This is a genomic window from Pseudomonas sp. 21LCFQ010, assembly GCF_024129905.1.
Classification (GTDB): domain Bacteria; phylum Pseudomonadota; class Gammaproteobacteria; order Pseudomonadales; family Pseudomonadaceae; genus Aquipseudomonas.
In genome coordinates this window covers 421,558-448,362 of sequence record NZ_JAMYDZ010000002.1, presented here as the reverse complement: position 1 = coordinate 448,362, position 26,805 = coordinate 421,558, and the positions used below count along the sequence as shown (strand labels likewise).

The 26,805-nt window shown below is 61.9% G+C and carries 23 protein-coding genes and 1 pseudogene; 10 read left to right on the top strand and 14 right to left on the bottom strand.

Going from position 1 to position 26,805, the window contains the following annotated elements; translation table 11 throughout:
* Window positions 1-150: 150 nt before the first annotated feature.
* Both NJC38_RS04890 and NJC38_RS04885 read left to right on the top strand, forming a co-directional pair.
* The gene (locus tag NJC38_RS04890) at window positions 151-600 is read left to right on the top strand and encodes a helix-turn-helix domain-containing protein (protein WP_045482821.1); all 450 of its coding nucleotides are present in this window, start codon (window positions 151-153) and stop codon (window positions 598-600) included.
* Window positions 601-644: 44 nt separating this feature from the next.
* Window positions 645-887, top strand: coding sequence for a DUF3820 family protein (locus NJC38_RS04885; RefSeq protein ID WP_045482823.1), 243 nt, complete (start codon window positions 645-647; stop codon window positions 885-887).
* A gap of 72 nt (window positions 888-959) precedes the next feature.
* On the opposite strand, the gene NJC38_RS04880 is transcribed toward NJC38_RS04885, so the two are convergent.
* The 3 genes from NJC38_RS04880 to zwf are packed head-to-tail and all read right to left on the bottom strand — an operon-like array spanning window position 960 to window position 3,821.
* Window positions 960-1,634, bottom strand: a complete 675-nt coding sequence (locus tag NJC38_RS04880) for a bifunctional 4-hydroxy-2-oxoglutarate aldolase/2-dehydro-3-deoxy-phosphogluconate aldolase (protein ID WP_144403185.1) — start codon at window positions 1,632-1,634, stop codon at window positions 960-962.
* A 17-nt stretch (window positions 1,635-1,651) separates the two neighbouring features.
* The gene (gene pgl, locus NJC38_RS04875; RefSeq protein WP_253111817.1) at window positions 1,652-2,365 is read right to left on the bottom strand and encodes a 6-phosphogluconolactonase; all 714 of its coding nucleotides are present in this window, start codon (window positions 2,363-2,365) and stop codon (window positions 1,652-1,654) included.
* Window positions 2,352-3,821 (bottom strand): glucose-6-phosphate dehydrogenase, encoded by a 1,470-nt coding sequence (zwf, locus tag NJC38_RS04870; protein ID WP_045482829.1) that lies wholly within the window; start codon window positions 3,819-3,821, stop codon window positions 2,352-2,354. The genes pgl and zwf overlap by 14 nt, the downstream gene beginning before the upstream one ends.
* A gap of 207 nt (window positions 3,822-4,028) precedes the next feature.
* Between zwf and NJC38_RS04865 the strand changes: the two genes are divergently transcribed.
* Window positions 4,029-4,895, top strand: coding sequence for a MurR/RpiR family transcriptional regulator (locus NJC38_RS04865; RefSeq protein WP_045482832.1), 867 nt, complete (start codon window positions 4,029-4,031; stop codon window positions 4,893-4,895).
* 664 nt (window positions 4,896-5,559) lie between these two features.
* Here NJC38_RS04865 and NJC38_RS04860 read toward each other — a convergent pair.
* From NJC38_RS04860 to edd, 9 genes are all read right to left on the bottom strand, one after another.
* Window positions 5,560-6,918, bottom strand: a complete 1,359-nt coding sequence (locus NJC38_RS04860; protein WP_253111816.1) for a carbohydrate porin — start codon at window positions 6,916-6,918, stop codon at window positions 5,560-5,562.
* A gap of 50 nt (window positions 6,919-6,968) precedes the next feature.
* Window positions 6,969-8,129: a sn-glycerol-3-phosphate ABC transporter ATP-binding protein UgpC gene (ugpC, locus tag NJC38_RS04855; protein WP_253111815.1), complete on the bottom strand. Its 1,161-nt coding sequence runs from the start codon at window positions 8,127-8,129 to the stop codon at window positions 6,969-6,971.
* A gap of 9 nt (window positions 8,130-8,138) precedes the next feature.
* Window positions 8,139-8,984: a carbohydrate ABC transporter permease gene (locus NJC38_RS04850; RefSeq protein ID WP_045482841.1), complete on the bottom strand. Its 846-nt coding sequence runs from the start codon at window positions 8,982-8,984 to the stop codon at window positions 8,139-8,141.
* Window positions 8,977-9,885, bottom strand: a complete 909-nt coding sequence (locus NJC38_RS04845; protein WP_045482843.1) for a sugar ABC transporter permease — start codon at window positions 9,883-9,885, stop codon at window positions 8,977-8,979. The genes NJC38_RS04850 and NJC38_RS04845 overlap by 8 nt, the downstream gene beginning before the upstream one ends.
* A 142-nt stretch (window positions 9,886-10,027) precedes the next feature.
* Complete coding sequence (locus tag NJC38_RS04840) at window positions 10,028-11,320, bottom strand: ABC transporter substrate-binding protein (RefSeq protein WP_045482846.1); 1,293 nt, start codon at window positions 11,318-11,320, stop codon at window positions 10,028-10,030.
* A gap of 141 nt (window positions 11,321-11,461) precedes the next feature.
* Window positions 11,462-12,862: an ATP-binding protein gene (locus NJC38_RS04835; RefSeq protein ID WP_045482849.1), complete on the bottom strand. Its 1,401-nt coding sequence runs from the start codon at window positions 12,860-12,862 to the stop codon at window positions 11,462-11,464.
* Window positions 12,863-12,911: 49 nt separating this feature from the next.
* Entirely contained in the window at window positions 12,912-13,640 is a 729-nt protein-coding gene (locus tag NJC38_RS04830) for a response regulator transcription factor (protein ID WP_045482852.1), read from the bottom strand.
* Between the two features lie 45 nt (window positions 13,641-13,685).
* On the bottom strand, window positions 13,686-14,660 hold the full coding sequence (locus NJC38_RS04825; protein WP_253111814.1) for a glucokinase: 975 nt from the start codon (window positions 14,658-14,660) through the stop codon (window positions 13,686-13,688).
* Window positions 14,657-16,483, bottom strand: coding sequence for a phosphogluconate dehydratase (edd, locus tag NJC38_RS04820; RefSeq protein ID WP_045482858.1), 1,827 nt, complete (start codon window positions 16,481-16,483; stop codon window positions 14,657-14,659). The genes NJC38_RS04825 and edd overlap by 4 nt, the downstream gene beginning before the upstream one ends.
* A 220-nt stretch (window positions 16,484-16,703) precedes the next feature.
* Between edd and gap the strand changes: the two genes are divergently transcribed.
* Window positions 16,704-17,702: a type I glyceraldehyde-3-phosphate dehydrogenase gene (gap, locus tag NJC38_RS04815; RefSeq protein ID WP_253111813.1), complete on the top strand. Its 999-nt coding sequence runs from the start codon at window positions 16,704-16,706 to the stop codon at window positions 17,700-17,702.
* 683 nt (window positions 17,703-18,385) lie between these two features.
* On the opposite strand, the gene NJC38_RS04810 is transcribed toward gap, so the two are convergent.
* Window positions 18,386-19,285, bottom strand: a complete 900-nt coding sequence (locus NJC38_RS04810; protein ID WP_253111869.1) for a FecR domain-containing protein — start codon at window positions 19,283-19,285, stop codon at window positions 18,386-18,388.
* Between the two features lie 90 nt (window positions 19,286-19,375).
* Complete coding sequence (locus NJC38_RS04805; protein ID WP_045482867.1) at window positions 19,376-19,894, bottom strand: sigma-70 family RNA polymerase sigma factor; 519 nt, start codon at window positions 19,892-19,894, stop codon at window positions 19,376-19,378.
* Between the two features lie 246 nt (window positions 19,895-20,140).
* Between NJC38_RS04805 and NJC38_RS04800 the strand changes: the two genes are divergently transcribed.
* The 6 genes and pseudogenes from NJC38_RS04800 to gcvH all read left to right on the top strand — a co-directional run bounded on the left by NJC38_RS04800 (window position 20,141) and on the right by gcvH (window position 26,805).
* On the top strand, window positions 20,141-22,705 hold the full coding sequence (locus NJC38_RS04800) for a TonB-dependent receptor (RefSeq protein WP_253111812.1): 2,565 nt from the start codon (window positions 20,141-20,143) through the stop codon (window positions 22,703-22,705).
* A 113-nt stretch (window positions 22,706-22,818) separates the two neighbouring features.
* Entirely contained in the window at window positions 22,819-23,439 is a 621-nt protein-coding gene (locus tag NJC38_RS04795) for a biliverdin-producing heme oxygenase (RefSeq protein ID WP_253111811.1), read from the top strand.
* 53 nt (window positions 23,440-23,492) lie between these two features.
* Window positions 23,493-23,965, top strand: a pseudogene (locus NJC38_RS04790) (YbaN family protein).
* A gap of 61 nt (window positions 23,966-24,026) precedes the next feature.
* Complete coding sequence (locus NJC38_RS04785) at window positions 24,027-24,383, top strand: DUF5064 family protein (RefSeq protein WP_253111810.1); 357 nt, start codon at window positions 24,027-24,029, stop codon at window positions 24,381-24,383.
* Window positions 24,384-24,646: 263 nt separating this feature from the next.
* Entirely contained in the window at window positions 24,647-26,164 is a 1,518-nt protein-coding gene (locus NJC38_RS04780; RefSeq protein WP_253111809.1) for a sigma-54-dependent transcriptional regulator, read from the top strand.
* Window positions 26,165-26,421: 257 nt separating this feature from the next.
* Window positions 26,422-26,805, top strand: a complete 384-nt coding sequence (gene gcvH / locus NJC38_RS04775) for a glycine cleavage system protein GcvH (protein ID WP_045482884.1) — start codon at window positions 26,422-26,424, stop codon at window positions 26,803-26,805.

Here is a 26,805-nt window from a genome sequence, read left to right as displayed (position 1 = left end):
ACGGTGCAGTGGCTTGCTCGCAATGGCTGCTGCAACTCATAGGGTCATCCCTGACAAAATAAGCAGTTTCAATTTAAAACCAGATGATTGAGTTGTAACAATTCAGGTTTTAATCTGCAACCAGTTTTTTAACCTTTGAAAGGTAATCCAATGGCTAGGCATATAGCCCTGGCAAGCAGCGAATGTCCTGTGGCACGCACACTGGAAGCCATCGGCGAGCGCTGGACGCTGCTGATCATTCGCGATGCCTTCGACGACATCCGGCGTTTCGGCGACTTTCAGAAGAGTCTTGGTCTGGCGAAGAATATTCTTGCCGCGCGTTTGAAAGTGCTGGTGGAGCTGGGCATCTTCGAAATCTGCCCGGCCTCCGATGGCAGCGCCTACCATGAGTACGTGCTGACCGAGCGGGGCCGCTCGACTTTTGCGATTGTGGTGTGCCTGCGCCAATGGGGTGAGCAGCATTTGTTCGAACCTGGCGAGACGCATTCGGTGTTGCTCGACAACGAGCACGAGCAACCCGTACTCAGCCTGCAGGTGCGTTCGGTGCAGGGCAAGCTGCTCAAGCCACACGACTGTCATCGCCGCCGGGTGACGCGCTGACTCAGGTCAGCCCCGGTCCTTCCCCTCTTCAGAACCGATAAGCCATGAATCCCGAATCATTGAAACTGCTGGTCACCCGTGAAATGCCCTTTGGCAAATACCAGGGCCGCTTGCTGGCTGACCTGCCCGGCCATTACCTGAACTGGTTCGCCCGCGAGGGCTTTCCCAAGGGTGAACTGGGCGCCCTGCTGGCATTGATGCACGAGATTGACCACAACGGCCTGGGTGCGTTGCTCGACCCGCTGCGCACCCGGCCCCGCCAGGGCTTCAAATCCGGCCGGAACTGAGCACGAAAAGCACGCAGAAAAAATCCGGTGCACAGGCACCGGATTTTTGGTTTGCCGCCAGCCTGCTGCCGCTCAGCCGAACAGCGCTACGGCCTCAGCGGTGGCTTCCTGAATACGGCCCCAGTCGCCGTTCTTGACCCAGGCGTTGTCGATCATCCAGCTACCGCCGACACACATGACGTTGGGCTGGGCGATGTAGTTTTTCAGGTTCTGCGCATTGACCCCGCCGGTCGGGCAGAACCGCGCTTCGTTGAAGGGGCCGCCCAGCGCCTTGAGCGCCGCCACTCCCCCGCTGACCTCCGCCGGGAACAGCTTGAAGCGCCGGTAACCCAGGGCGTAGCCGAGCATGATGTCGGAGGCGCTGCTGATGCCCGGCAACAGCGGCACTTCGCTTGCGGCCGAGGCCTGCAGCAGCTCATGGGTGCTGCCCGGCGTGACGATGAACTGCGCGCCCGCCGCTTCAGCGTCAGCCAGGGTACGCCGGTCGAGGATGGTCCCGGCACCGGTGCAAAGCTCCGGGCGCTGCTCGCGCAACAGGCGGATCGCATCCAGGCCGAACGCCGAACGCAGGGTCACTTCCAGCACGCTCAGGCCACCGGCAGCCAGCGCGTCGGCCAGCGGCAACACGTCCTGCTCGCGGGCGATGGTGATCACCGGAAGAATTTTGGCCCGGGCGCAGAGCTCATCGATCCGGGCTGTCTTGTTCGCCATGCTGTTGAGTGGCTGATTATTTTGGTCTTGGGTCACGGCGATGTTTCCTTGGCTTAGGGGCACCAGTAAATTTCAAGAGACGGGTTGAGAAAGGCGCGGATCGGCAAAGCCGTCACGTCATCGCCTTGCACAGCGGTGCGCAGGGTGTCGAGCTTGGCCTGGCCTGCAATCGACAGAATCTTCACGCTGGCTGAGGCCAGCAAATCACGGGTCATGGTCAGCCGCTGATGCGGCACGCTGGGCGCCAGCATCGCCAGGCAGCGGCGCTCACCACCAAGGCTCAGGGCTTCGCGCAGGTTCGGGCTGGACGGGAACAGCGAGGCGGTATGCCCGTCATCGCCCATCCCCAGCACCAGCACATCGATCGGCGGCAGCTCGGCCAGCAACCGGTCAGCCTGCTCGGCAGCGGCCTCCAGGCTCGGCGCCAGGCTATACAGGCCAAGCAACTTTGCCGCAGCGGCCGGGCCTTGCAGCAAATGACGGCGTACCAGCGCCGCGTTGCTGTCCGGGTGCTCCACCGGTACCCAGCGCTCATCGGCCAGGCTGACCACCACCTGCGACCAGTCCAGCGGCTCGGCCGCCAGACGCTCGAAAAAAGCCACCGGGCTGCGGCCACCGGACACCACCAGAGTGGCCTTGCCGTTCTGCGCAATGGCGGCGCGCAGGCGCCCTGCCACATCGCTGGCCAGCGCCTCGGCCAGTTGCGCCGCATTATCGAAGTCATGGGCCTTCAGGCCCGCCGGCAATTGCAAATCACATGTCGCCATACCAGGCTCTCCCGTCACGTGTGATCAGGGCGATGGAACTCATCGGCCCCCAGGACCCGGCGGCGTACGGCTTGGGCGCATCACCGGCTTTTTTCCAGCCGGCGATCAGTTGATCGCACCACTGCCAGGCGTATTCGATTTCATCCTTGCGCACAAACAGGTTCTGATTGCCGCGCATCACTTCCAGCAACAGCCGCTCATAGGCGTCAGGCACCCGGGCACTGCGGTAAGTGTCAGAGAAGTTCAGATTCAGCGGGCCGCTGCGCAACTGCATACCCTTGTCCAGGCCCTGATCCTTGGTCATCACCTGCAACGAGATACCCTCGTCAGGCTGCAGGCGGATGATCAGCCGGTTGCTGATCTGCAGGCGCTGTTCCGGGGCAAAGATATAGTGCGGCGGCTCCTTGAAATGGATCACGATCTGCGACAGCTTCTGCGGCATGCGCTTGCCGGTGCGCAGGTAAAACGGCGTCCCCGACCAGCGCCAGTTGCGGATATCGGCGCGCAGGGCAACGAAGGTCTCGGTGTCGCTTTCGGTGTTGGAGTTGTCTTCCTCCAGATAGCCCGGCACCGGCTTGCCTTCGCTGTAGCCGGCAGTGTACTGACCGCGCACCACCTGAGTGGCCAGACGCTCCGGGGTGAACGGCGCCAGGGCCTTGAGCACCTTGACCTTCTCGTCGCGAATACTGTCGGCCGACAGGTCGCTGGGCGGGTCCATGGCGATCAGGCACAGCAACTGCAGCAGGTGGTTCTGGATCATGTCACGCAGTTGCCCCGCCTGATCGAAATAGCCCCAGCGGCCTTCGATGCCGACCTTCTCGGCCACGGTGATTTCCACGTGGGAGATATGGTTCTGGTTCCACTGGGTTTCGAACAGGCTGTTGGCGAAGCGCAGGGCAATGAGGTTCTGTACCGTGTCCTTGCCCAGGTAGTGGTCGATGCGATAAACCCGGTTCTCGGGGAAAAATTTCGCCACCGCATCGTTGACCCGTCGCGAAGACGCCAGATCATGGCCGATGGGTTTTTCCAGCACCGCCCGGGTGCGCTCGGCAAGACCTGCCGCCGCGAGGTTCTCGCAGATCGCGCCGTACACCGAGGCGGGCGTGGCGAAGTAGGCAATCAGCGAATCGGCGTTGCCGACCCGCTCGGCCAGGGCCAGATAGCCCTCCGGCAGCAGGAAATCCAGGTGCAGATAGCTGAGCCGCGCCAGAAAGCGGGTGACGTGTTCGGACTCAAGCTCCGTCTCGGGAATGAAGCGGCGCATCGACTGGTGGATATAGGCCAGGTGCGAAGCCTCATCGCCCGGCTCACGGGCCAGAGCGATAATGCGCGTATCGTCATGCAGCAAACCTGCACGATCGAGCTGATAAAGAGCCGGAAACAGTTTGCGCACAGCCAGATCGCCGAGAGCGCCGAACAGGGCGAAAGTGCACGGATCAACCGTAATCAGGGGCATAATGTTAGTTCTTTTATCAAGTTAGACTACAAATACCTTTTTTAAAGGTATTCCTCAAGGCCAAATGTAGTAATAACCACAACATTTTATCCAAAGCTTTATACCGGTGGTGATTCACTCGGCCTCTCAGTACGATAGGCCACCTTTGCTACAGGCTAAAGCCGCCAGGCGAACGTCTGTCGAACAGCCCCCGATCAGGATGCCGTCATGGACCGCACACGAAATCTCCTGGAGCAGATCCAGAACCGACTCCCGGAGCTGAATAAAGCCGAACGCAAGGTGGCCGAAGTCATCCTGCTCAACCCGCAGATGGCCACCCGTTTGAGCATCGCAGCCCTGGCCCAGGCGGCCAAGGTCAGTGAACCGACCGTCAACCGCTTCTGCCGCTCGTTCAGCGTCAGCGGTTACCCGGAACTCAAGCTGCAACTGGCCCAGAGCCTGGCCAGTGGCGCCGCCTACGTCAGCCGTGCCGTGGAGCCGGACGACAACCCCGAGGCCTACACACAAAAAATCTTCGGCAGTGCGATTGCCTCGCTGGACAGCGCCTGTCAGGCCCTGGACCCGGCGCAGATCAGCCGCGCCGTGGACATGCTGATCCAGGCCCGGCAGATCCACTTTTTTGGCCTGGGCGCCTCGGCACCGGTGGCCATGGATGCCCAGCACAAGTTCTTTCGCTTCAACCTGGCGGTCAGTGCTCACGCCGACGTGCTGATGCAGCGCATGCTCGCCTCGGTGGCGCACACCGGTGATCTGTTCGTGATCATTTCCTACACCGGACGCACCCGCGACCTGGTCGAAGTCGCACGTCTGGCCCGCGAGAATGGCGCCTCGGTGCTCGGCCTGACCGCCGCCGGTTCGCCACTGGCCCAGGCCAGTTCGGTCAGCCTGCACATTCCGTTGCCGGAAGACACCGATATCTACATGCCGATGACCTCGCGGATCATTCAGTTGACCGTGCTGGACGTACTGGCCACCGGCATGACCTTGCGCCGCGGCGTGGACTTCCAGCCACACCTGCGCAAGATCAAGGAAAGCCTCAACGACAGCCGCTACCCGCTGGAAGATCAGGGCTGAATCTGCAACACCGTAGGAGCGGCTTTAGCCGGGAAGACCATTCACAGCTAAAGCTGCTCGATGTAATGTCGATCAGCCCGCATCGCTCTTTCGAGCAATGGAAAATCCTTTTCCGCGGTGTCTGAGCTGCAGGTTTCGCCCTGCTGGGCGACCCGATTTTGTCTTGGCAAAACCGGGGAAAACCGCTTGCTCCTGGCTTGGGTCCGCCCTGCGGGCAGACTTCCCTCCGTCCGGCGCCGATTCGGGGGCCGGCGCGATGGGCGTCCTGCCCAGCGCACCTGCTCCTGATATGAAGAGCAGCGACATCCAGTCGGTTTCTCCCCCGAATCGACGCCTACCCTCGGCCTGCACCCAAGTCGCGACTCGCGTCGTCTGCGCCATCTCGGCTCGAAGATCAAAAGCGAAATCAACGGCAACGATCTAAAGCCGAGCACAGATCACTTGAGCACAAAGGTGACTAAAACCCACCACCGCTGCGGCGGATGTACACCGTTCGAACCGTCAAAAGTGATTCATTACAGAGCTCGATCCGTGCCACTTCATATTTGCAACGCGATAGCCCGCCGCCAAGGCGGCGGCTGACCTCCTGCGATTTGTATATTTGTACAACGCCCCCCCAAAAAAACGGGCAGCCAGGCTGCCCGCAAAGCACACACAGCCGTTATCAGAACTTGGTCTGGATCTTCAGACCGGCCACCAGCGCATCGTCAACCTTGTCCACGCCACCGGGATGGCGGATGTACTGCAGGTTGGGCCGTACGGTCAGCCAGTTGGTGACGTGGAAGCCGTAGTAAATCTCCGAGTTGTACTCGGTGTCCTGCACCGGCAGGAACGCCGGGTTGTCGTAGTCGTTGATGCCGTTGATCAGGTTGACCAGCCGGCGACGGTCCTGGGCATCGTCGTTGACGTGGATGCGCGAGATACCAATGCCGATGTCATCCTTGGGCCGACTGTCGAACGGGCCTTTGTAGAGCAGGCCGATCTGCTGGAAGTTATCAATGTAGTTGGTGGCCTTGTCATGCACCGTCGCGGCGGCAAACAGGGTCAGGCCGCGTGAGGCATCACCGTTGTGGGCGGTCAGTTGCTGGGTCGCCATGACCCAGCCACCGTGCTTGCTGCCATGGGATTTGAACGCGCCGCCCGACACCGGCTGCGGCAGGCCGTTGGCGCCTTCATAGACATCGTCGGCGTCCGGGCTGCTGTGGTAGTAGCCCAGCCGGTACTCGCCGGGCAAGCCGTTGACCTTCGGACTCCAGACCACTTCCACCGGCACCAGGGTGCCCTGCGAGCCGCTGCCGCTGAGCTTGAAGCCGTTGCCAATCTCCAGGTTCGAAGGGTTTTGCTCGAACACACCGATCTGCGCAAAGAACTCCGGGGTGATGTTGTACTTCAGCGCTGCGCCCCACTGGCTGACCGGCCAGTTGTACCAGGTGTTGACGTAGTTGGCCGGCTGCGCGCCGCAGAAGCTCAGGTTCTGGAAGTCACACGGCGCCGAAGCGAACTCCTCGCCCGGCCCGAAACGACCAAGCTTGACCACCAGCGCGTCATCCATGAATTTTTGCTTGAGCCACATCTGGGTCAGACGCCAGGTCTGGCCACGGCCCCAGACTTCCTGGGATGAACTGAGGGTGCCGGCCCGCGGGTCGCCGATCCGGTCATTGGAAATATTACGGCCGCTCCGCTCGGTGATCGCCAGTTTGAACTCGGCGCCTTGCCAGCCGAATGCTTTCTGCAAATCGACTTTCAGGCCGAAGGCGAACTGATCGCTCCAGCGCGCTGTAGTGTCGTCGTTGTAGCCGCCATTGAGATTGCTGGCCGCCTCGCTGACGTACTCCAGCGAAAAGTCATAGCCCTTGTCGAGCAATTCAGTGCGCGCCCCGCCCCAGTCACCGGTCATCCACGGTGAATCGGCGCTGAACGCTTCAGCCGCCTGCACACCACCGGCCAGGGCCAGGCTGCCCAGTATCGATAGCTGGCAGAGGCTTTTCAGCCGTGAATACGATGGCGCATTGTGTTTGTTCATCCCATGAGTCCTCAATTATTGTTATTGGCTTTCAGCTTTACAGCGTCCACTCACTTGCGATTGAGCAAGGTCACATTGCCCTGCCGGCCTGCGCCCTCGGCACGCCCGAGAATGCCCAGACGCTCACCGCTGGCGGCGTCGAACAGCAGCACGCGGGTAGGGTCCAGTTGCAGGGTCAGGGTCTCGCCGACCTGCGGTGCCTGATCCGGCGCCAGACGGCAGCAGACCTTGGTCTGGTTGAGGTTGACGAACACCAGGGTGTCAGGGCCGGTAGGCTCCACCACCTGCACCTCGGCGCGAATCGTCGGTAATCCCTGGCCATCGCCAGCAGCCAGGCTGATCTGCTCCGGGCGTACGCCAAGAATCACTTCACGGTCTTCCAGCCCCGCGTCGTTGCAACCCAGCGGCAGCTCGCAGCGCGCCTGACCGCTGTCGAGCAGCGCCAGCAAGCGTGCGTCACGGCGTTGCAGACGCAGCGGGATGAAGTTCATCGGCGGCGAGCCGATGAAGCTGGCGACAAACTGGTTGGCCGGGTCGTTGTAGATCTCCCGCGGTGTACCGAACTGCTGGACGATGCCGTCCTTCATCACCGCCACCTTGTCACCGAGGGTCATGGCCTCGATCTGGTCATGGGTGACGTACACCGTGGTGGTCTTCAGGCGCTGGTGCATCAGTTTCATTTCGGTACGCATCTCGACCCGCAGCTTGGCGTCGAGGTTGGACAACGGCTCGTCGAACAGGTAGATCTTCGGCCGCCGCGCCAATGCCCGGCCCATCGCCACACGCTGTTGCTGGCCGCCGGAAAGCTGTGCCGGCTTGCGCTCAAGCAGATGTTCGATCTGCAGCAGGCGCGCCACCCGGCTGACCTCCTCATCAATGGCCGGCTTGGCCAGCTTGCGAATTTTCAGGCCGAACTCGATGTTCTCGCGCACGCTCATGGTCGGGTACAGCGCGTAGGACTGAAACACCATGGCGATGTCACGGTCCTTGGGGCTGGTCTGGCTGACGTCTTCGCCATCGATCAGGATCGCCCCGCCGCTGATGTCTTCAAGGCCGGCAATGCAGTTCATCAGGGTCGATTTGCCACAGCCGGACGGGCCGACCAGGATCAGGAATTCACCGTCCTTGATTTTCAGTTCGATGTTTTTCAGCGTGTCTGGCAGGCCGCTGCCGTAGCGTTTGTTGACGTTTTGCAGTTCGAGAGTTGCCATGATTGATCCCTAGCCCTTGACCGCGCCGGCGGTCAGCCCGCGCAGGAAATATTTGCCGGCCAGGATGTAGACCAGCAGTGTCGGCAGCCCGGCGATCATCGCCGCGGCCATGTCCACGTTGTACTCCTTGACCCCGGTACTGGTGTTGACCAGGTTGTTCAGGGCCACGGTGATCGGCTGCGAGTCACCACTGGAGAACACCACGCCAAACAGGAAGTCGTTCCAGATCTGGGTGAACTGCCAGATCAGGCAGACCATGATGATCGGCGTCGACATCGGCAGGACGATGCGCCAGAAGATCGTGAAAAACCCCGCGCCATCGAGCCGTGCCGCACGCACCAGCGCCTCGGGAATGGTCACGTAGAAGTTGCGAAAGAACAGCGTCGTGAAGGCCAGGCCGTAGACCACATGAACGAACACCAGGCCGGTGGTGGTGCTGGCCAGGCCCATCTTGCCGAGGGTGAAGGACGCTGGCAGCAGCACGGTCTGAAACGGCAGGAAGCAGCCGAACAGCAGCAAGCCGAAAAACAGCTGCGAGCCGCGAAAGCGCCACATCGACAGCACATAGCCGTTCAGCGCGCCGATGGCGGTGGAGATGATCACCGCCGGAATGGTGATGCGTATCGAGTTCCAGAAATAGCCATCGACGATGTTCCAGGCCTTGACCCAGCCAATCACCGTGACCACCGCCGGCCAGCTGAGCAGGTTGCCGCTGCCGATGTCTTCCGGGGTCTTGAAGCTGGTCAGCAGCATGACCACCAGCGGCACCAGATACACCAGGCAGGCCAGCCACAAAACTGCGTGGATCAGCAAACGGCTGACGGTGGTTCCATTGGAGCCGATCGTGTTACTCATGGCGTTTGCTCCGCAGTTCCGAGTACAGGTACGGCACCAGAATGGCGAGGATCGCGCCGAGCATCAGCATCGCGCTGGCCGAGCCCATGCCCATCTGTCCGCGGCTGAACGTAAAGGCATACATGAACATTGCCGGCAGATCAGAGGAGTAGCCCGGCCCACCGGCGGTCATCGCCGCCACCAGGTCAAAGCTCTTGATCGCGATATGGGCGAGGATCATCACCGCACTGAAAAACACCGGGCGCAGGCTGGGCAGCACCACCCGCCAGTAAATCAGCGGCAGGCTGGCGCCATCCATTTGCGCGGCGCGGATGATCGACTGGTCGACACTGCGCAGGCCGGCGAGAAACAACGCCATGACAAAGCCGGAGGACTGCCACACGGCGGCAATCACCAGGCAGTACACCACCCGCTCCGGGTCCACCAGCCAGTCGAGGCGAAAGCCTTCCCAGCCCCAGTCACGCAGCAGCTTGTCCAGGCCCAGGCCGGGATTGAGCAGCCATTTCCAGGCGGTGCCGGTAACGATCATCGACAGCGCCATCGGGTACAGGTAAATGGTGCGGATCGCCCCTTCGCGGCGAATCCGCTGGTCGAGCAACACCGCAAGAATCACCCCGACCACCAGGCTGATGCCGATGAACAGGCCACCGAACAACAGCAGGTTCTTGCTCGCCACCCACCAGCGGTCGTTGTCCATCAACCGCGCATACTGGGCCAGCCCGGCCCACTTGTAGGACGGCAGAAAGGTGGAGTTGGTAAACGACAGCACCAGGGTCCACAGGATGTAGCCGTAGAAGCCCACCAGCACGATGAGCATGCTGGGCGCCAACACCAGTTTGGGCAGCCAGCGTTGCAGCGCATCGAGCGGCGAGGCTTTGTTGAACACAGCGACAGAAGTCATTGAAGTCATCCAGTCGGGTCGAATTCAGTCCGCAGGCGGTCGCGAGCCCTGTAAAAGGGCCCGTCGACACACACAACGGTTAGGGTGATATCCGTAGGAGCTGCCGTAGGAGCTGCTTCAGCAGCGAATAACGCTACGGCTGCTAGCGGGCTGCCTTGATCGCCGAGGCCAGCCGCTTGGCCGCCTGGGCCGGGTCAGCGTTCGGGTCGTTGATGTAGTTGGTCACCACATCGAAAATCGCGCCCTGCACAGCCAGTGAGGTGGCCATGTTGTGCGCCATGCTCGGCTGCAGGCCGCCGTTGCCACCGTCTGCCAGGAAGTCCCTGGCCGAGGCCTGGGCGCAGCTGTCGAAGCCATGTTTGTCCATGCTGGCGAGCATGTCCTTGCGCACCGGGATCGAGCCCTTGTTGATGCTGAAGACCTTCTGGAACTCTTCACCCAACGCGACTTTGGCCAGGTCCTGCTGGGCAGCGATATCACCCGTACGATCGGCGTTGAGCTTGAAGATCGCCAGCGAGTCGACGTTGTAAGTGAACGCCTTCTCGGTGCCAGGGAACGGCACGCACTGGTAGTCCTTGCCGGCAACTTTCTTTGCGGCCGTCCATTCGCTCTTGGCCCAGTCGCCCATGATCTGCATGCCGGCCTTGCCGTTGATCACATCGGCGGCGGCAATGTTCCAGTCACGCCCGGCGCGGTTGGGGTCCATGTAGGTGGCGACTTTCTTCAGTTCCGTGAACGACTTGACCATTTCAGGACCGGTCAGCGCTTTATCGTCCAGTTTGACGAACGCTTGCTCGTAGCCCTGGGGGCCCATGACCGAGAGCACCAGGTTCTCGAATACCGTGCTGTCTTGCCACGGCTGGCCACCATGGGCCAGGGCAATGAAACCGGCCGCCTTGAGTTTGTCAGCGGCGGCATAGAACTCTTCGAGGGTAGTCGGCGCCTTGGCCACGCCGGCCTTTTCCAGCACCTGGGGGTTGACCCACAACCAGTTGACGCGGTGGATGTTCACCGGCACGGCGACGTACTCACCGTCGTACTTGACCGCGTCAGAGACTTTCTTGTCGAGCAACTCGTCCCATTTTTCTTGCTTGGCGACATCCTTGAGGGTGTCGGTGCTCAGCAGGCCCATCGAACCCCAGTCCTGAATGTCCGGCCCCTTGATCTGCGCCACGCCCGGCGGGTTACCGGCCACGGTGCGGCTCTTGAGCACGGTCATCGCCGTCGCCCCGCCACCACCGGCTACGGCGCCGTCTTTCCAGGTGAAACCGTCTTTCTCGACCTGGGCCTTGAGGACGTCGACAGCGGCTTTTTCACCACCGGAGGTCCACCAATGGACGACTTCTACCGAGCCTTTGGACTCGGCAGCCTGGGCGGTGAAAGGAAGCAACGTGGCAAGAGAAATGGCAGCGGCAAGCTGGGACAGAGCATTCATTGATTCGGCCTTCTTGTTGTTATTTGGGGCAGGTCGGTTGCCTGCGCTTGAAAGCAGTCTAGCCATATCGAAAGACCGCTTGGTAACGAAGGGATAGGGAATAGTCACAGGTTGGTGACATTTAGTGGCAATGCAATGGCGTCAGGGCAAGCGCGGCAGTTCCAGGGTTACCCGCAAGCCGCCCTCGCGAAGGTTCTGCAGGCTCACCTCGCCACCGTGGCTATGGGCGATATTGCGCGCAATGCCCAGCCCCAGGCCGTAGCCTTGCTGGTTCGAAGCCAGCCGCACATTAGGCTCGAACACCTGCTCCAGGCGCTGCTCGGGAACGCCCGGCCCCTCGTCATCAACGTGCAGCACGAATACCTCGCGGCGGTCTTCGATATGCAAGTGGGCGCGGTAGCCGTACTTGAGTGCGTTGTCGATCAGATTGCCTATGCAGCGCCGCAGCGCCAGCGGCTTGCCCATGTACGAAGCCTGAGCCACGCCGTGCAGGGTGATGCGCGCGTCCCCTTCAGCTGACAGATAGGGCTCCACCAGGCAATCGAGCAGGTTATTGAGGTCCACCGGTTCGATGTTTTCGTGAATGTCGGTGTCCTTGACGCACTGCAGTGCGCCTTTGACCAGCAATTCCAGCTCGTCCAGATCGCGCTCGAAGCGCGCCTGCAAGGCCGGGTCATCAAGCAGTTCGACGCGCAGCCGCAAACGGGTAATCGGTGTGCGCAGGTCATGAGAAATCGCGCTGAACAACTGGCCGCGCTCGGTCAGGTAGCGGCTGATGCGGGTGCGCATGGTGTTGAAGGCGCGGCTGACCTCCTGCACCTCGCTGCTGCCGCCCTCGATCAGCGGAGAGGCATCACCGTCCAGTGACAGGTCCCGTGCCACCCTGGCCAGGCGCTTGAGCGGCCGGCTCTGCCAGTGCACCAGCAGGCCGATGAACAGCAGCAGGAACGCGCTGGTCAAGGCGATCGACCAGACCTGCTGGGCCGGCAGGTCTGGCTCTTCCAGAAAGGTGTAGGGTGCGGGCAGCAGTGACGCGATGTACAGCCATTCGCCGGGCGCCAGTTCGATCTGGGTGACCAGCACCGGCGGATTGACCGGCTCCAGAGTCAATGCGTAATGCGCCCAGGAGCGCGGCAGTTCGTCGAGTTTCAGGCCGCTGTTGAACAGCCGCAGCTCATCGGGGCTGACGAACCAGGCGACGATCTTCGGCCCGTCGCCCAACGAACTGCGCAGCACCTCGCCCACCGCGCTCAATACCGCATCTTTACGCGGTGTGGCCGGCAGCAGTTGCATGTCCAGCGGATGCTCGTTGAGCGACACCACAAAGCGCGTACCGCCCATGCTGCGCAGTTGGTCGAGCACCAGCGGCCGGTAGCTGACCGGCAGCGAGCGAAAATAACTGACGCTGGCAGCCATCGAATAAGCCAGGCTGCGCGCACTGTTGAGCAAACCTTCCATCTGGGTGGCGCGCAATTGAGCCACCCAGATGATCCCCGACAGCGACTGGCCCAGCAGCACCGCCAACAGGGTCAATAGCAGCATGCGCCCGAGCAACGTGCGTGGCAGCGCCAGCCAGCGCTGGCGTGCGCCGTTAATGAGCCACTCCCGACTGCACGGTCGCGGCCAGCAGATAACCGCTGCCGCGCACGGTACGAATCAGCCGCGGCGCTTTGCCGGTGTCACGCAAACGCTGGCGCAGGCGGCTGACCGCCATGTCAACGATGCGCTCCAGCGGCATCGGTTCACGGCCTCGGGTGGCATTGCCGATGGTGTCGCGGTCGAGGATCTGCTGTGGATGATCGAGAAACAGCTTGAGCAGGGCGAAATCGGCCCCGGAAAGAATCACCTCTTCACCATCGGCATGAAACAGCCGGTGGCTGACCATGTCCAGGCGCCACTCATCGAACAGCAGCACTTCCCCGCCACGCTCCTGGCCAAACCCGGAGCGGCGCAGCAGGGCTTTGATTCTGGCCAGCAACTCGCGTGGGCTGAACGGCTTGCCCAGATAATCGTCGGCCCCCAGTTCCAGGCCGATGACCCGATCAGCCTCGTCGGAGCTGGCGGTGAGCATGATGATGGGCACATGCGGCTGGCGCGGATGCTGACGCGCCCAGCGGCACAGGCTGAAGCCGTCTTCGTCGGGCAGCATGACGTCGAGGATCAACAGGTCGGCGGGGGCTTCGTTGAACGCCTGACGAAACCGGGCACCGTCCGCGGTGGCGCGGACCTGAAAACCGGCCCGGCTCAGGTAGGTTTCGAGCAGTTCGCGAATCTCCTGGTCGTCATCGACCAGCAGCAGGGTTTTATGGGCTGAACTCAAGAAGGTCGTCCTTGTTCAGTGAATTGTTATTGTAGGGACAGCGGGTTATTCGAGTACCTGTTCGCCCTCGCCAAACGCCTGTTGCAAGGCCACCCCGGCGCCATTGAGGCCCGGATACTCGGCAGTCGCCAGCCATACCGGCAGACCGTCGAAATAGTCGCTCATCACGCCCTTGTCGACCATCGCCTGGCGGAATCCGCTATTGATAAAAAACTCAGTGAAGCGCGGCACCATGCCGCCGGCGATGTACACGCCCCCCAGCGCACCGAGGGTCAGGACGTTATTGCCCACCACCCGGCCAAGGAACACACAGAACTGCTCGAGCACTGCAGCCGCCACGGTATCGCCATCCAGGGCAGCGGCAGTCACGGCTGCCGGCGATTTCAGCGGTGCGTCGATGCCGTCCAGTGCGCAACTGGCCTGATAAAGGCGCAGCAGCCCGGCGCCGCTGAGCACGGTTTCGGCGCTGACGTGTTCGTGCTCGGCCATCAGGCGAGTCCACAACAGCGCTTCACGGGCGCTGCCGACCGGCAGATTGACGTGACCGCCCTCCCCGGGCAACGCGGTCCAGTGATTGTCGCCGGTCTTGACCAGCGTGCCGACGCCAAGGCCGGTGCCTGGTCCGATCACCACGCGGGGCCGCTGCGGCTTGCCGATGCCATGGCAGACCGTCAGGTAATCTTCACCCAGCCGGGTCATGCCCAGCGCCATGGCCGCGAAATCGTTGACCAGCAACAGGTGCTCGACCTTCAGGTGCTCACAGAATTTCGAACGGCTGAACTGCCAGTTGCTGTTGGTGAACTGGAATTCATCACCGTCCACCGGGCCGGCGACGGCCAGGCAGACATGGCTGACATCACCGCGTTGCAGGTCAAGGTCTTGCAGGTAGAGTTCGATGGCCTGTTCAGGACCTGCATACTCAGCCGTGGCGAACACCCGGATCGAGTGCAGTTGATCGTCTTCCCAAATCGCGAACCGTGCGTTGGTCCCGCCAATATCACCTACCAGAGCCAGCTTCACTTGAGTCCCTCCAGGCTTGCAGTAAAGGCGCTGGCCCCCTGCTCGGCGGAGCTGAAGGCCACACGCATGAAACCGAACAACTCACGACCGCAGCCGACACTGCTGTCGATCTGCGTGGTTGCCGGTTGTCTTGCGGCCAATTCTGCCGGTTCGAGCAGAACTTGCAATGTGCCTTTGACACCGTCGACCCGAATCACGTCGCCATCACGCACCAAAGCCAAAGGGCCACCATCATGGGCTTCCGGGCAAACGTGGATGGCCGCCGGAATCTTGCCCGAGGCACCCGACATACGCCCGTCAGTGACCAGCGCGACCTTGAAGCCGCGATCCTGCAGCACGCCGAGGAACGGGGTCATCTTGTGCAGCTCCGGCATGCCGTTGCTGCGCGGGCCCTGAAACCGCATCACGGCGACGAAATCGCGCTCCAGCTCACCGGCCTTGAACGCATCGGCCAGCGCCTGCTGGTCTTCGAACACACGGGCCGGCGCCTCGACCACCTGATGTTCAAGGGCCACCGCTGACACTTTCATCACCCCGCGACCGAGATTGCCTTGCATCACCCGCAGGCCGCCCTCTGGCGAGAATGGCCGCGCCACAGGACGCAGGATATTTTCATCGAGGCTTTGCAGCGGCCCCTCGCGCCACACCAGTTTACCGTCTTCGAGAAACGGCTCGCGGGTGTAACGGCTCAGCCCATGACCGACTACGGTATTGACGTTTTCATGCAGCAGCCCGGCGCCCAGCAGCTCCCGAATCAGGAACGACATGCCACCAGCGGCCTGGAAGTGGTTGATATCAGCTTTGCCATTAGGGTAGACATGGGTCAGGGTCGGGACCACATCCGAAAGGTCGGCCATGTCCTGCCAGGTCAACAGAATCCCCGCCGCCCGGGCGATGGCCGGCATGTGCAGGGTGTGGTTGGTCGAGCCGCCGGTGGCGTGCAGAGCGACGATGGAGTTGATGATCGAACGCTCATCGACGATTTCGCCAAGCGGCATGAAGCTGCCGCTTTGGCGGGTCAGGCGGGTGACCTGTTGCGCGGCTTCATCGGTCAGCGCATCGCGCAACGGCGTGTACGGGTTGACGAACGAGGCACCGGGAAGATGCAGGCCCATCACCTCCATCAGCAACTGGTTGGTATTGGCAGTACCGTAGAAGGTGCAGGTGCCCGGACCATGGTAGGACTTCATTTCCGAGTCCAGCAGTTCTTCACGGCTCGCCTTACCTTCGGCATAGCGCTGGCGCACGTCGGCCTTTTCCTTGTTGGACAAGCCCGACACCATCGGCCCGCCGGGCACAAAGAGGGTCGGCAGATGGCCGAAGCGCAGCGCGCCCATCATCAGCCCCGGCACGATCTTGTCGCAGATCCCCAGCATCAGGGCGGCATCGAACATGTTGTGCGACAGCGCGACCGCGGTCGACATGGCGATGGTTTCCCGGCTGGCGATGGCCAGTTCCATGCCCGGCTCACCCTGGGTCACACCATCGCACATGGCCGGCACGCCACCGGCGAACTGGCCGACCGAACCGACCTCGCGCAGGGCCTGCTTGATACGCTGCGGAAAGTGCTCGTAGGGCTGATGCGCCGAGAGCATGTCGTTGTAGGCCGAGATGATCGCCACGTTGGCGGCGTTCATCAGCCGCAGGGTCTGCTTGTCTTCGCTGCCGCAGCCGGCGACGCCATGGGCAAAGTTGGCGCATTGCAGCTTCGCCCGCATGGGTTCGTCGCTGGCCGCCTCGCGGATCAGTTGCAGGTAGCGCTGGCGGGTCGGACGGCTGCGTTCGATCAGCCGTTCGGTGACCTCAAGGATGCGGGGATGCATGTGATGAACTCCAGGCTAAGGTCTATGGTCACCCGTAAAGATTCTGGACAGTCGCAGGTCACCGGTTTGTCAGGCAAGACCGTGACTTGGGTCATGGTGTCGGATCTTCAAGGTTTGTATTTGTAGGTTTAGGAAAATATTGCCACCAAAAAGGCTTGTTTTCTATTTTTATGAGAATAATCTTGTAATTCAAACAACAAATTCCAGAGAGGACGCGTTCATGGCCCTTCGTATTGCAATCAACGGTTTTGGCCGCATCGGTCGTAACATCCTGCGCGCACTGTATACCCAAGGCTATAGGCAAGACTTGCAGGTCGTCGCCATCAACGACTTGGGCAACAGTGAAATGAACGCCCACCTGCTGCGTTTCGATACTGTCCATGGGCCATTTGACGGCACCGTCGAGTGCGATAGCGAAAGCCTGACCGTCAATGGTGACCGGATTGCAGTCAGCGCCATCCGCAACCCGGCAGACCTGCCCTGGAAGGCCCAACAGGTCGATGTGGTGTTCGAATGCACCGGGCTGTTCACCAGCCGCGACAAGGCGGCGGCGCACATCACGGCCGGCGCCAGCAAAGTGATCATCTCGGCACCGGCCAGCGGCGCCGACGCCACCGTGGTGTATGGCGTCAACCATGACGTGCTGCGCCAGTCGCACCAGATCATTTCCAACGCCTCGTGCACCACCAACTGCCTGGCGCCGGTGGCGCAGGTACTGCACCGTGAACTGGGCATCGAAAGCGGCCTGATGACCACGGTGCATGCCTACACCAATGATCAGAATTTGATCGATGTCTACCATACCGACCCGTACCGTGCGCGTTCGGCCACCCAGTCGATGATCCCGAGCAAGACCGGCGCCGCCGAGGCCGTCGGGCTGGTATTGCCGGAACTGGCCGGCAAACTGACCGGCATGGCCGTGCGGGTGCCGGTGATCAATGTGTCACTGGTGGACCTGACCGTGCAGCTCAAGCGCGATACCACGGCCGATGAGGTCAATGCGCTGATGAAAGCGGCCAGCCAGAATTCGAAAGTGCTGGGCTATAACCAGTTGCCGCTGGTGTCGCACGACTTCAACCATAACCCGCTGTCGTCGATCTTCGACGCCAACCACACCAAGGTCAGTGGTCGACTGCTCAAGGTGCTAGCCTGGTACGACAATGAGTGGGCGTTTTCCAACCGGATGCTGGATAACTGCCTGGCGTTGCATAACGCGTAAAGGCTGTTACGGCATCAAAACGGCTCAATGGCGTTGGCGCTCTCTCAGCCGCCGTGTTTCGCCCTGGCGGGCGACCCCCTTTGTTTCGGCAAAGGGGGGAAACCATGGCGACAGGTTTGGCCCGCCTTACGGCGGGTTCCCTCACTCCGGTACCGATTTGGCGGTCGGTGCGATGGGCTTCCCTGCCCAGCGCACCTAAAACCGGCTTCCGTGCCGGTTTTCCCACCAAATCGACACCTCCGTTCGGCCTGCACCAAACGTCGCTATCATCGGCGCCTGCAAGATTACATTTCAAAAAACAGCGCACGGCCAAATGTAACGCGGCTGCGCTGTCGCTTTTGCCGTTGATTTTGATGTTCTAGCCGAGATGGCACAGACACCGTGAATCGCGACTTGGGTGCTGGCCGAAGGCAGGCGACGATTCGGGGGAGAAACCAGCAGGGAAGCTGGTTTCAGGTGCGTTGGGCAGGATGCCCATCGCGCCGGCCCCCGAATCGGCACCGGACGGAGGGAAGTCTGCCCGCAGGGCGGACCCAAACCAGGAGCAAGCGGTTTTCCCCTATTTTGCCAAGCACAAAATAGGGTCGCCCGTCGGGGCGAAACTCTCAGTCCAGACAACCGCGGCCACGACTCATGCACCAATCGCAAGGCCTTCACGGATCAATCCGCCCCAACAAAACCAGTCAGTTGATAATCACCAGCTTGGGCAATTCATGCACGCTTGCGGAGGTCATCTCGGCCAGTGAGCGGACTACATCCAGCGGGTTGTCCAACCGGTAGTTACCCGTCACATTGACCTGCGCCAGGGCCGGATTGGTGTTGACGATCAGGCCCGGATAATAACGCCGCAACTCATCGAGCACCTGGCCCATCGGGCAGTTGTCGAAAATCAGCCGGCCCTGCACCCAGGCCAGGTCCCGACCAGGGTCCAGGCGTTGCTGCGGGCCAAGCCCGGCGGCGTTCAGGCTGACGCTATCACCAGCGCCCAGGCTAAGCCGCGAACCACCTTTGACCGCATGCACATCCACCGCGCCACGCTGCACCTGCACCCGCGCCTCGCCGTCGAGATAACGCACCGACATCGCGCTGCCACGGGTGCTCATCCGCAGCGGCCCGGCCTCGATCTCCAGTGGCATGCCATGGGCGTTGGCCACCTCGAAAAACGCCTCGCCCTGATACAGCCGCGCCAGGCGATGCTGCTCATCGAACTGGCTGGAGAACGCCGAACGGGTATTGAGCAGCACCCGCGAGCCATCATCGAGTTCCAGCCGCTGCCGCTCGCCGGCCACGGTCAGATGGTCGGCCTGCAAGCGCAGCGGCAGATTGCCGAAATACCCCACCCCCAGCAGCAATACCGCTGCCGCCGCCATGGGCCGGGTCCAGGCGCGCAGGCGCTGCCAGCGCTGCGGGCGCTGGTTAAGCGTCGCAGCAGTCTGACGCACGACCTGGCTATTCCAGATCGCCTCGGCCTGGGCGAACGCCTCGGCATGCGCAGGATCGGCCCGCAGCCAGGCCTCAAAGCGCGCCTGCTGCCCGGCATCGGCGGCGTCCAGTTCGATCAGCCAGTTCAAGGCCTGATCCATGGCGCTTGCGCCCGACACGTTTTCGCCTGGCGGGCGTTGGGGGGCTACGGTCACGGTGTTCCTCGGCATTTCTTGTAACGGACGTGTTTATCAGGCGTGGTCAAGCCTGGCAATGACTCCGATACAGATCGCCATGATCAGTTTGAGTTCTTTTTGCACGGTGCTTGGCGAGACATCCAGCGTATCGGCAATTTCCTGATAGCTACAGCCATGCAAACGGCTGAGCACAAAAATCCGCTGCTGGCGCGGGCTCAACCGCCCAAGGCTGGCGCCCAGGCTGTCGAGCAGATGGCGAGCATGGGCAGAGTCTTCGGGTGAGCCGAACTGCGCGGCAACGCTCTCCAGCTCCTGAGTGGGTACATCCTCAACCAGCATGCGCTCGCGCAGGCGTTGCGCGCGCAAATGGTCGAGGGCCAGGTTGCGCGCCGTCTGGTAGACAAAAGGCTCCAGATGATCGATGGGTCGCTCGGTCAGGGCGCGGGTCACCCGCAGCCAGGTTTCCTGTAACAGATCCTCGGCGGTGCTGTGGCTACCGACCATGCGCTGCAGGGTACGCAACAGCACATCACGCTGGGCCTGGAAGACATCGTTGAAGCGGGACTGGGACACGGGAGGGCTCGACCGACAATCAAGCCGATGATAATGCTTATCATCCACCTTAAGCGTCAAGCGTTTAATGCTGCCCGATATCAGGCCAGCACGGTGCGCGAACGGCCTGATAAATCTGTAGGAATTTACCCAGTTATTTTTACGCGCCCGCCTGGTGCCGTTCGTCTAGTCATAGCCAATGCAACTGATTCGTATTACCCAAGCATCTCCAATGATGCCGACGACACACGCCAGGGAGCACTTTCGATGCCATCCGCCGCACTACCCCGCTCACGTTTCGCGCTGTCCTTGCTCAGCGTGGCCATGCTGAGCGCCGGCCTGCCCGCCATGTCGGTGCTCGCCGCCGAAACCGCACCCGCCAGCCAGCGCAGTGCCGGCCAGTACTCGTTCAATATCGCCCAGCAACCGCTGGTGGCGGCACTCAACGAATTCAGCCGAATCACCGGCTGGCAGGTCGGCGCGCCTTCGGAACTGACCCGTAACGTCACCACGGCGGGCGTGCAGGGTTCGCTGGCCCCCGAGCAAGCACTGGAGCGCCTGCTGGCCGGTAGCGCGCTGGGCTATCGCACCGTCAGCCCGCAGAACGTGGTGCTGCAACGCCGCGCCAACGGCAGCGTGCTGGCGCTGGATCAGACCACCATCAGTGCCACTCGCCAGTCACAGGACATCAGCACCGTGAGCAGCACGGTCAGCGTGCATACCCGCGAGCAACTGGACCGCCAGAACGTCAATAACATTCGCGACCTGGTGCGCTACGAGCCTGGTGTTTCGGTGGGCGGCGCAGGCCACCGGGCGGGGACCAACGGCTACAACATTCGCGGTATCGATGGCGACCGGATTCTCACCCAGGTCGATGGCGTCGAGGTGCCAGACCGTTTCTTCAGCGGCCCGTACGCCCAGACCCAGCGCAACTACGTCGACCCGGAAATCGTCAAGCGCGTCGAAATTCTCCGCGGCCCGGCTTCGGCCCTGTACGGCAGCAGCGCCATCGGTGGGGTGGTCAGCTATTACACGCTGGATGCCGACGACATCATCAAAGACGGTCGTGACGCCGGCGCGCGCCTGAAGACCGGCTACAGTTCGGCTGACGACAGCTGGCTGACCTCCGCCAGCGTCGCCGGTCGCTACAACGACTTCGATGCGCTGCTGCACGCCAGCCAGCGCAACGGCCATGAGACCGAGTCCTACGGTGGCACCGGCGGCAATGGCCTGGCGCGCACCGAGGCCAACCCGCAAGACGTGCGCTCGACCAACGTGCTGGCCAAGCTGGGCTGGAACTACGCCGATGATGCGCGCCTGCAACTGACCTATGAACGCTACAAGGACGACCGCGATACCGACCTGAAAAGCGCAGTGGGCGGGCCGTTCACCAACGGTGCCGGGCTGGGCATGTACCAGTCAAGGCTGGGCAACGACACCATCACCCGCGAGCGTTTCGGCCTGGAGCATCGCTTGGCCCTCGACAGCCTGCTGGCCGACAACCTCAAGTGGAGCCTGAACTACCAGAACGCCAAGACCTCGCAGGGTACTGAAGAGCGCTACTTCCCGTTCTCCCGCGATGTCTATCGTTTCCGTGACACCACTTATCAGGAAAAGCAGTGGATCTTCGATGCCCAGGCCGACAAGGCCTTTGCCCTGGCCGAAACCGACCACCTGTTGACCTACGGCACGACCCTCAAGCAACAGAAAGTCACCGGCCTGCGCAGTGGCTACGGCATCTGTGCCCGGGTACTGGGCGCCTGCCGCGCCGTGGGCGCCGAGAGCACCGCCGACCGTCTGGTGCCGACCAGCGATTTCCCGGACCCGACCATTACCAGCTACGCGCTGTTCGCCCAGGACCAGATCAGCTGGAACAACTGGACCTTCACGCCGGGCGTGCGCTACGACCACACCCGCCTGGATCCGAAGCTGACCCCGGAGTTCATCAACTCCCTGAACCTGGCCAGCAACGGGCAGGCCAGCGGCGACGACAAGACCTGGCATCGGGTTTCGCCCAAGTTCGGCGTGACCTACGCGATTGACGAGCAGTACACCTGGTACGGCCAGTACGCCGAAGGCTTCCGCACCCCATCGGCCAAGGCCCTGTTTGGCCGCTTCGACAACCCCAACGCCGGCTACTCGGTTGAACCCAACCCGAATCTGGAGCCGGAAAAGAGCAAGAGCTTCGAGACCGGCCTGCGTGGCCGCTTCGACGCCGGTTCGTTCGATGTCGCAGTGTTCTATAACAAGTACCGCGACTTCATCAACGAGGACGCGCTGAGCCCCGGTTACAACGAGACGACCTTCCAGTCCAGCAACATCCGCCACGCCACCATCAAGGGTGCTGAGTTCAAGGGCCGCCTGGATTTGGGCCACTTCGGCGCGCCGCAGGGCCTGTATACCCAGGCGTCGCTGGCCTGGCTGCAAGGCCGCAACGACGACACTGGCGAGCCGATCAACAGCGTCAACCCGCTGACCGGGGTGTTCGGCCTGGGCTATGACCAGGATAACTACGGCGGGCTGTTGAGCTGGACCCTGGTCAAGCGCAAGAACCGCGTCGATGACAGCAACTTCCACACCCCCGATGGCGTTTCCAGCCAGTTCAAGACCCCGGGCTTCGGCGTGCTGGACCTGACCGGTTACTACAAGGTCACTCAGGACGTGACGCTCAGCGCGGGCCTCTACAACCTGACCGACAAACAGTACTGGCTGTGGGATGACGTGCGCGGCTACGACGGCGTCGGTGAAGCCGGGGTGACGGCCCCCGCCAACCTCGACCGGTTGACCCAGCCGGGGCGCAACTTCAGCGTCAATCTGGTGTGGGACATCTGACCGCCACTGGCTGGCTGAACAAATGCCGCACGTTGTGCGGCATTTTTTTACGTGGCCCAAGCGGCCCACTCGTCTATTCAACAAGCCCTGAAATTTCTCGCAAGGAAGATTCGATGACCACCGATACCCCGAGCCGCGAGCTTCGCTCACAACGCCTGAACAAGATCACCCACGCACCACACGAGAAGCTCGATCACGCGGTCAAGGCCCATGCGCCGTTTGCCACCCTGAGCAGCTACACACGCTTCGTGGTTGCCCAGTATCTGTTCCAGAGCGAACTGCAAGCGCTGTACCGCGACCCGCAACTGATCGCCCTGATTCCGGACCTGGCCCAGCGTTGCCGCGCCGAACAGGCTGCCGCCGACCTGCAAGACCTCAATACCGAACTGCCGGCCGGCGTCGCGGGGGCGGTTCAGCAACCCGGCGTTGCCCAGGCGCTGGGCTGGCTGTTCGTCTCGGAAGGTTCCAAGCTCGGTGCGGCGTTTCTGATCAAGCGCGCTGAAGCGCTGAACCTCAGCCATCAATTCGGCGCGCGTCACCTGGGCGAGCCCGAGGGCGGTCGTGCCGCCGGCTGGAAAGCCTTTACCCGGATTCTCGACGAGCTGCCCCTGAGCGCCAGCCAGGAAGCCGAACTCGACCAGGGCGCGCTGGCGGCGTTCGAGCGTTTTGGTGTGCTGCTGGAACACGCCTACGCCGGCTCTGCGGCCCCTCAGGCTGACGTGGCTCAGGCATGACAGCAAGGGCAAGCCCTGGCGGGGCTGGCGCGGTTGCAACAACGCGGTTTGCGTTGCACCCGGCACAGCCCCTAAGCTGGCCGGGCTTTTGAACTCGCCGATCATGACCATGACCTACAAACCGCCCGGCTCCAGACTTTCACGCCTGCTTTACGGCCTGCTGGCTTACACCAGCCTGGCGATAGGCATCATTGCCATTTTCGTTCCCGGCCTGCCAACCACCGAGTTCATTCTGTTGGCGGCCTGGGCAGCCACCCGCAGTTCACCACGCCTCAATGCGTGGCTTGAGAATCACCGGCTGTTCGGGCCAATGCTGTACAACTGGCGCAATGGCCGGATGGTCTCGCGCGGCAGCAAGATCAGCGCGACCATCAGCATGCTGGCCTGCGCCATTTTGATGCTGAGCCTGTTCACCCACGTGTGGTGGCTGTATCTGGCAATCGCCGGCATGGCGCTGGGCAACCTGTGGCTGTGGTCGCGCCCGGAACCTGCCAGCAGGCCACCATTGACCCACGACAAGCGCTGAACCCGGATAGTCCGGTAGTGTCTATCCGGACACATTCATCTGCTTTGTGGGGAACGCCAGCATGTTCGAACCCGGCCATCTGCATCTCAGTCACAGCGCACTGCAAAAAACCGATCACAGCTTTGATATCCATCTGCGCTATCAACGCGTCGAAGACCCGGCGCTGGGCACCTGCATGAGTTTCGAGATGCAGGGCGAAATCGACGGCAAGCCGTTCAGCGAAACCTTCCAGTTGCCTCGCGACCTGGCCTTCAACTTTGCCCAGAACGCCAGCCGCATCGCCATCCGCCACGGCCTGCCCAACCCGGCCGGGCTGCCAATCGCGCAACATCAGGATTACGACCGGATGTTCGAGGATATTCGTACGCAACTGGATGCCCACCCCGGCGAGCCGGTCAAACCGGAGCATCTGGAGTAAGCCCCAATACTGGTCACTTAAGCACTGTATGCCCACAGTGGGAGCGAGCTCTGCTCGCGAAGAGGCCAGTAAAAACACTACATCTGCTGCGAATGTGCCGCCCTCTTCGCGACCAAGGTCGCTCCTACAAAGGCATGCAGTACTTAATTGAACAGTATTGGAGTAAGCCTGCGGCACCCGGTTGACCGGACAGCAACCGTACAGGACGTGTTGGCAATCACAGGGCATACTGGCGCCCTCTTGAGCCTCCATGCCTGTTCATCATGCGCATCCATGTCTGCTTCATTGACCGTGTCGGTATCACCCAGGAAGTTCTGGCGATCCTCGGCAGCCGTAATCTGAACCTCGATGCCGTGGAAATGGTGCCGCCGAACGTCTACATCGACGCGCCGACGCTCAGCCCGAAGATGCTTGAAGACCTCAAGGACGCGCTGTTTCGGGTGCGCGGCGTCGAAGCCATTACCGTGGTCGACATACTGCCCGGCCAGCGTCGCCACCTGCAGCTCGATGCGTTGCTGGCCGCCATGACCGACCCGGTACTGGCACTGGACAGCGAGGGCCTGGTATTGCTGGCCAACCCGGCGCTGGTGGCGCTGATTGGTCGTGAACCGGTGGGGGAGCCGGTGGGCACACTGCTCAACGACCCCGATCTGCAAGCCAGCCTGCGCGATAACGGCTTTCGGCTGCCCATGCGCGAAATCACGTTGGGCGGTGAAGCGCTGCTGCTGGAAACCACCCCTATCACCGAAGCCGGTGGCCTGTTGACCCTCTACCCGCCCAGCCGGATCGGTGAACGCCTGTCGGCCCTGCACCACGACCACGCTGAAGGTTTCGACGCGCTGCTCGGTGATTCTGCGCCCATCCGCACCCTCAAAGGCCGCGCCCAGCGTGTCGCAACCCTGGATGCCCCACTGCTGATTCGCGGCGAAACAGGCACCGGCAAAGAACTGGTGGCCCGCGCCTCCCATGCCAGCAGCGCCCGGCATGGCGAGCCGTTTCTGGCATTGAACTGCGCCGCATTGCCTGAGAGCCTGGCCGAGAGCGAGCTGTTCGGCTACGCGCCGGGGGCATTTACCGGCGCCCAGCGCGGTGGCAAGCCGGGGCTGATGGAACTGGCCAATCGTGGCACGGTGTTTCTTGACGAGATCGGCGAGATGTCGCCCTACCTGCAAGCCAAACTGCTGCGTTTTCTCAGCGATGGCAGCTTTCGCCGGGTGGGCGGCGACCGGGAAATCAAAGTCGATGTACGCATCATCAGCGCCACCCACCGCGACCTCGAAAAGATGGTCGCCGAAGGCAGCTTTCGTGAAGACCTGTTCTATCGCCTCAACGTCCTCAACCTGCACGTGCCGCCGCTGCGCGAGCGCGGCCAGGACATTGTGCTGCTGGGGCGTTTTTTCATGCAGCAGGCCTGCACTCAGATCCAGCGCCCGCTCTGCCGCCTGACTGGCGAGGCGCAAAGCGCATTGCTTGGCTACCGCTGGCCGGGCAATGTGCGGCAATTGCAGAACGTTATCTTCCGCGCCGCCGCCGTCAGTGAAAGCTGCCAGGTGGAACTGGCCGATCTGGATATCGCCGCGACCGCAGTCGCCGGCCAGCCCGTCGAGACCGTCGGCAGCCTGGAACAGGCAGTCGACGGGTTCGAAAGGGACCTGCTGTTACGCCTGTACGCTGACTACCCCTCGACGCGCCAACTCGCCAGCCGCCTGGGCACTTCCCACACCGCAATTGCCCACCGCCTGCGCAAGTACGGCATTGGCCAACAGACGACACGCAACTAGCCGTATCGAAACCAATACAGCGTAACGATTTAAATACATAGCCGTCCTGAGCATCCATCTGCAAGGCCTGCAACCATCGGTTGCGACGCCTGCTAACAGTTTCGTATCGAAATCGTTACAGAGCAATAAGCCAACCTTCCTCAAAAAACTCTCAAACCATTGATTTATATAGAAAAAATGTAATTGGTCAGAAACTTGCTAGATGAGCGACATAGGGCATGCCCATGCAGCATGCCGTCGCCCCCCCAGGAGTTTTTATGAGCGAGTTGCGATTCACCGTTGAACACGAATGGCTGAGAACCGAAGCCGATGGCAGCATCACAGTCGGTATCACGCCTTATGCCCAGAATTCGCTCGGTGACGTGGTCTTTGTGCAACTTCCCGAATTACAGACCTACACTCAACACGCCGAAGTGTCGGTGGTGGAATCGGTCAAGGCCGCCAGCAGCCTGTACATGCCCCTCGATGGCGAAGTGGTCGAGGTCAACCAGGCGCTTAGCGAGACCCCTGAGCAGGTCAACGAGGACGCTCTGGGCGCCGGCTGGTTCTTCCGCTTTGTGCCGGCCGACGCCAGCGCTATCCATACCTTGCTCGATCAGGACGCGTACGACCGCCTGATCCAAGCCAACGCCGAAGCCTGA

What these genes read in the sequence shown, in the direction of transcription:
- NJC38_RS04890 (WP_045482821.1), top strand. Translation starts at nt 151, where the DNA reads ATGGCTAGGCATATAGCCCTGGCAAGCAGCGAATGTCCTGTGGCACGC.
- NJC38_RS04885 (WP_045482823.1), top strand. Translation starts at nt 645, where the DNA reads ATGAATCCCGAATCATTGAAACTGCTGGTCACCCGTGAAATGCCCTTT.
- pgl (WP_253111817.1), bottom strand. Translation starts at nt 2,365, where the DNA reads ATGGCGACATGTGATTTGCAATTGCCGGCGGGCCTGAAGGCCCATGAC.
- zwf (WP_045482829.1), bottom strand. Translation starts at nt 3,821, where the DNA reads ATGCCCCTGATTACGGTTGATCCGTGCACTTTCGCCCTGTTCGGCGCT.
- NJC38_RS04865 (WP_045482832.1), top strand. Translation starts at nt 4,029, where the DNA reads ATGGACCGCACACGAAATCTCCTGGAGCAGATCCAGAACCGACTCCCG.
- NJC38_RS04860 (WP_253111816.1), bottom strand. Translation starts at nt 6,918, where the DNA reads ATGAACAAACACAATGCGCCATCGTATTCACGGCTGAAAAGCCTCTGC.
- ugpC (WP_253111815.1), bottom strand. Translation starts at nt 8,129, where the DNA reads ATGGCAACTCTCGAACTGCAAAACGTCAACAAACGCTACGGCAGCGGC.
- NJC38_RS04850 (WP_045482841.1), bottom strand. Translation starts at nt 8,984, where the DNA reads ATGAGTAACACGATCGGCTCCAATGGAACCACCGTCAGCCGTTTGCTG.
- NJC38_RS04845 (WP_045482843.1), bottom strand. Translation starts at nt 9,885, where the DNA reads ATGACTTCTGTCGCTGTGTTCAACAAAGCCTCGCCGCTCGATGCGCTG.
- NJC38_RS04840 (WP_045482846.1), bottom strand. Translation starts at nt 11,320, where the DNA reads ATGAATGCTCTGTCCCAGCTTGCCGCTGCCATTTCTCTTGCCACGTTG.
- NJC38_RS04835 (WP_045482849.1), bottom strand. Translation starts at nt 12,862, where the DNA reads ATGCTGCTATTGACCCTGTTGGCGGTGCTGCTGGGCCAGTCGCTGTCG.
- edd (WP_045482858.1), bottom strand. Translation starts at nt 16,483, where the DNA reads ATGCATCCCCGCATCCTTGAGGTCACCGAACGGCTGATCGAACGCAGC.
- gap (WP_253111813.1), top strand. Translation starts at nt 16,704, where the DNA reads ATGGCCCTTCGTATTGCAATCAACGGTTTTGGCCGCATCGGTCGTAAC.
- NJC38_RS04810 (WP_253111869.1), bottom strand. Translation starts at nt 19,285, where the DNA reads ATGGATCAGGCCTTGAACTGGCTGATCGAACTGGACGCCGCCGATGCC.
- NJC38_RS04800 (WP_253111812.1), top strand. Translation starts at nt 20,141, where the DNA reads ATGCCATCCGCCGCACTACCCCGCTCACGTTTCGCGCTGTCCTTGCTC.
- NJC38_RS04795 (WP_253111811.1), top strand. Translation starts at nt 22,819, where the DNA reads ATGACCACCGATACCCCGAGCCGCGAGCTTCGCTCACAACGCCTGAAC.
- NJC38_RS04785 (WP_253111810.1), top strand. Translation starts at nt 24,027, where the DNA reads ATGTTCGAACCCGGCCATCTGCATCTCAGTCACAGCGCACTGCAAAAA.
- NJC38_RS04780 (WP_253111809.1), top strand. Translation starts at nt 24,647, where the DNA reads ATGCGCATCCATGTCTGCTTCATTGACCGTGTCGGTATCACCCAGGAA.
- gcvH (WP_045482884.1), top strand. Translation starts at nt 26,422, where the DNA reads ATGAGCGAGTTGCGATTCACCGTTGAACACGAATGGCTGAGAACCGAA.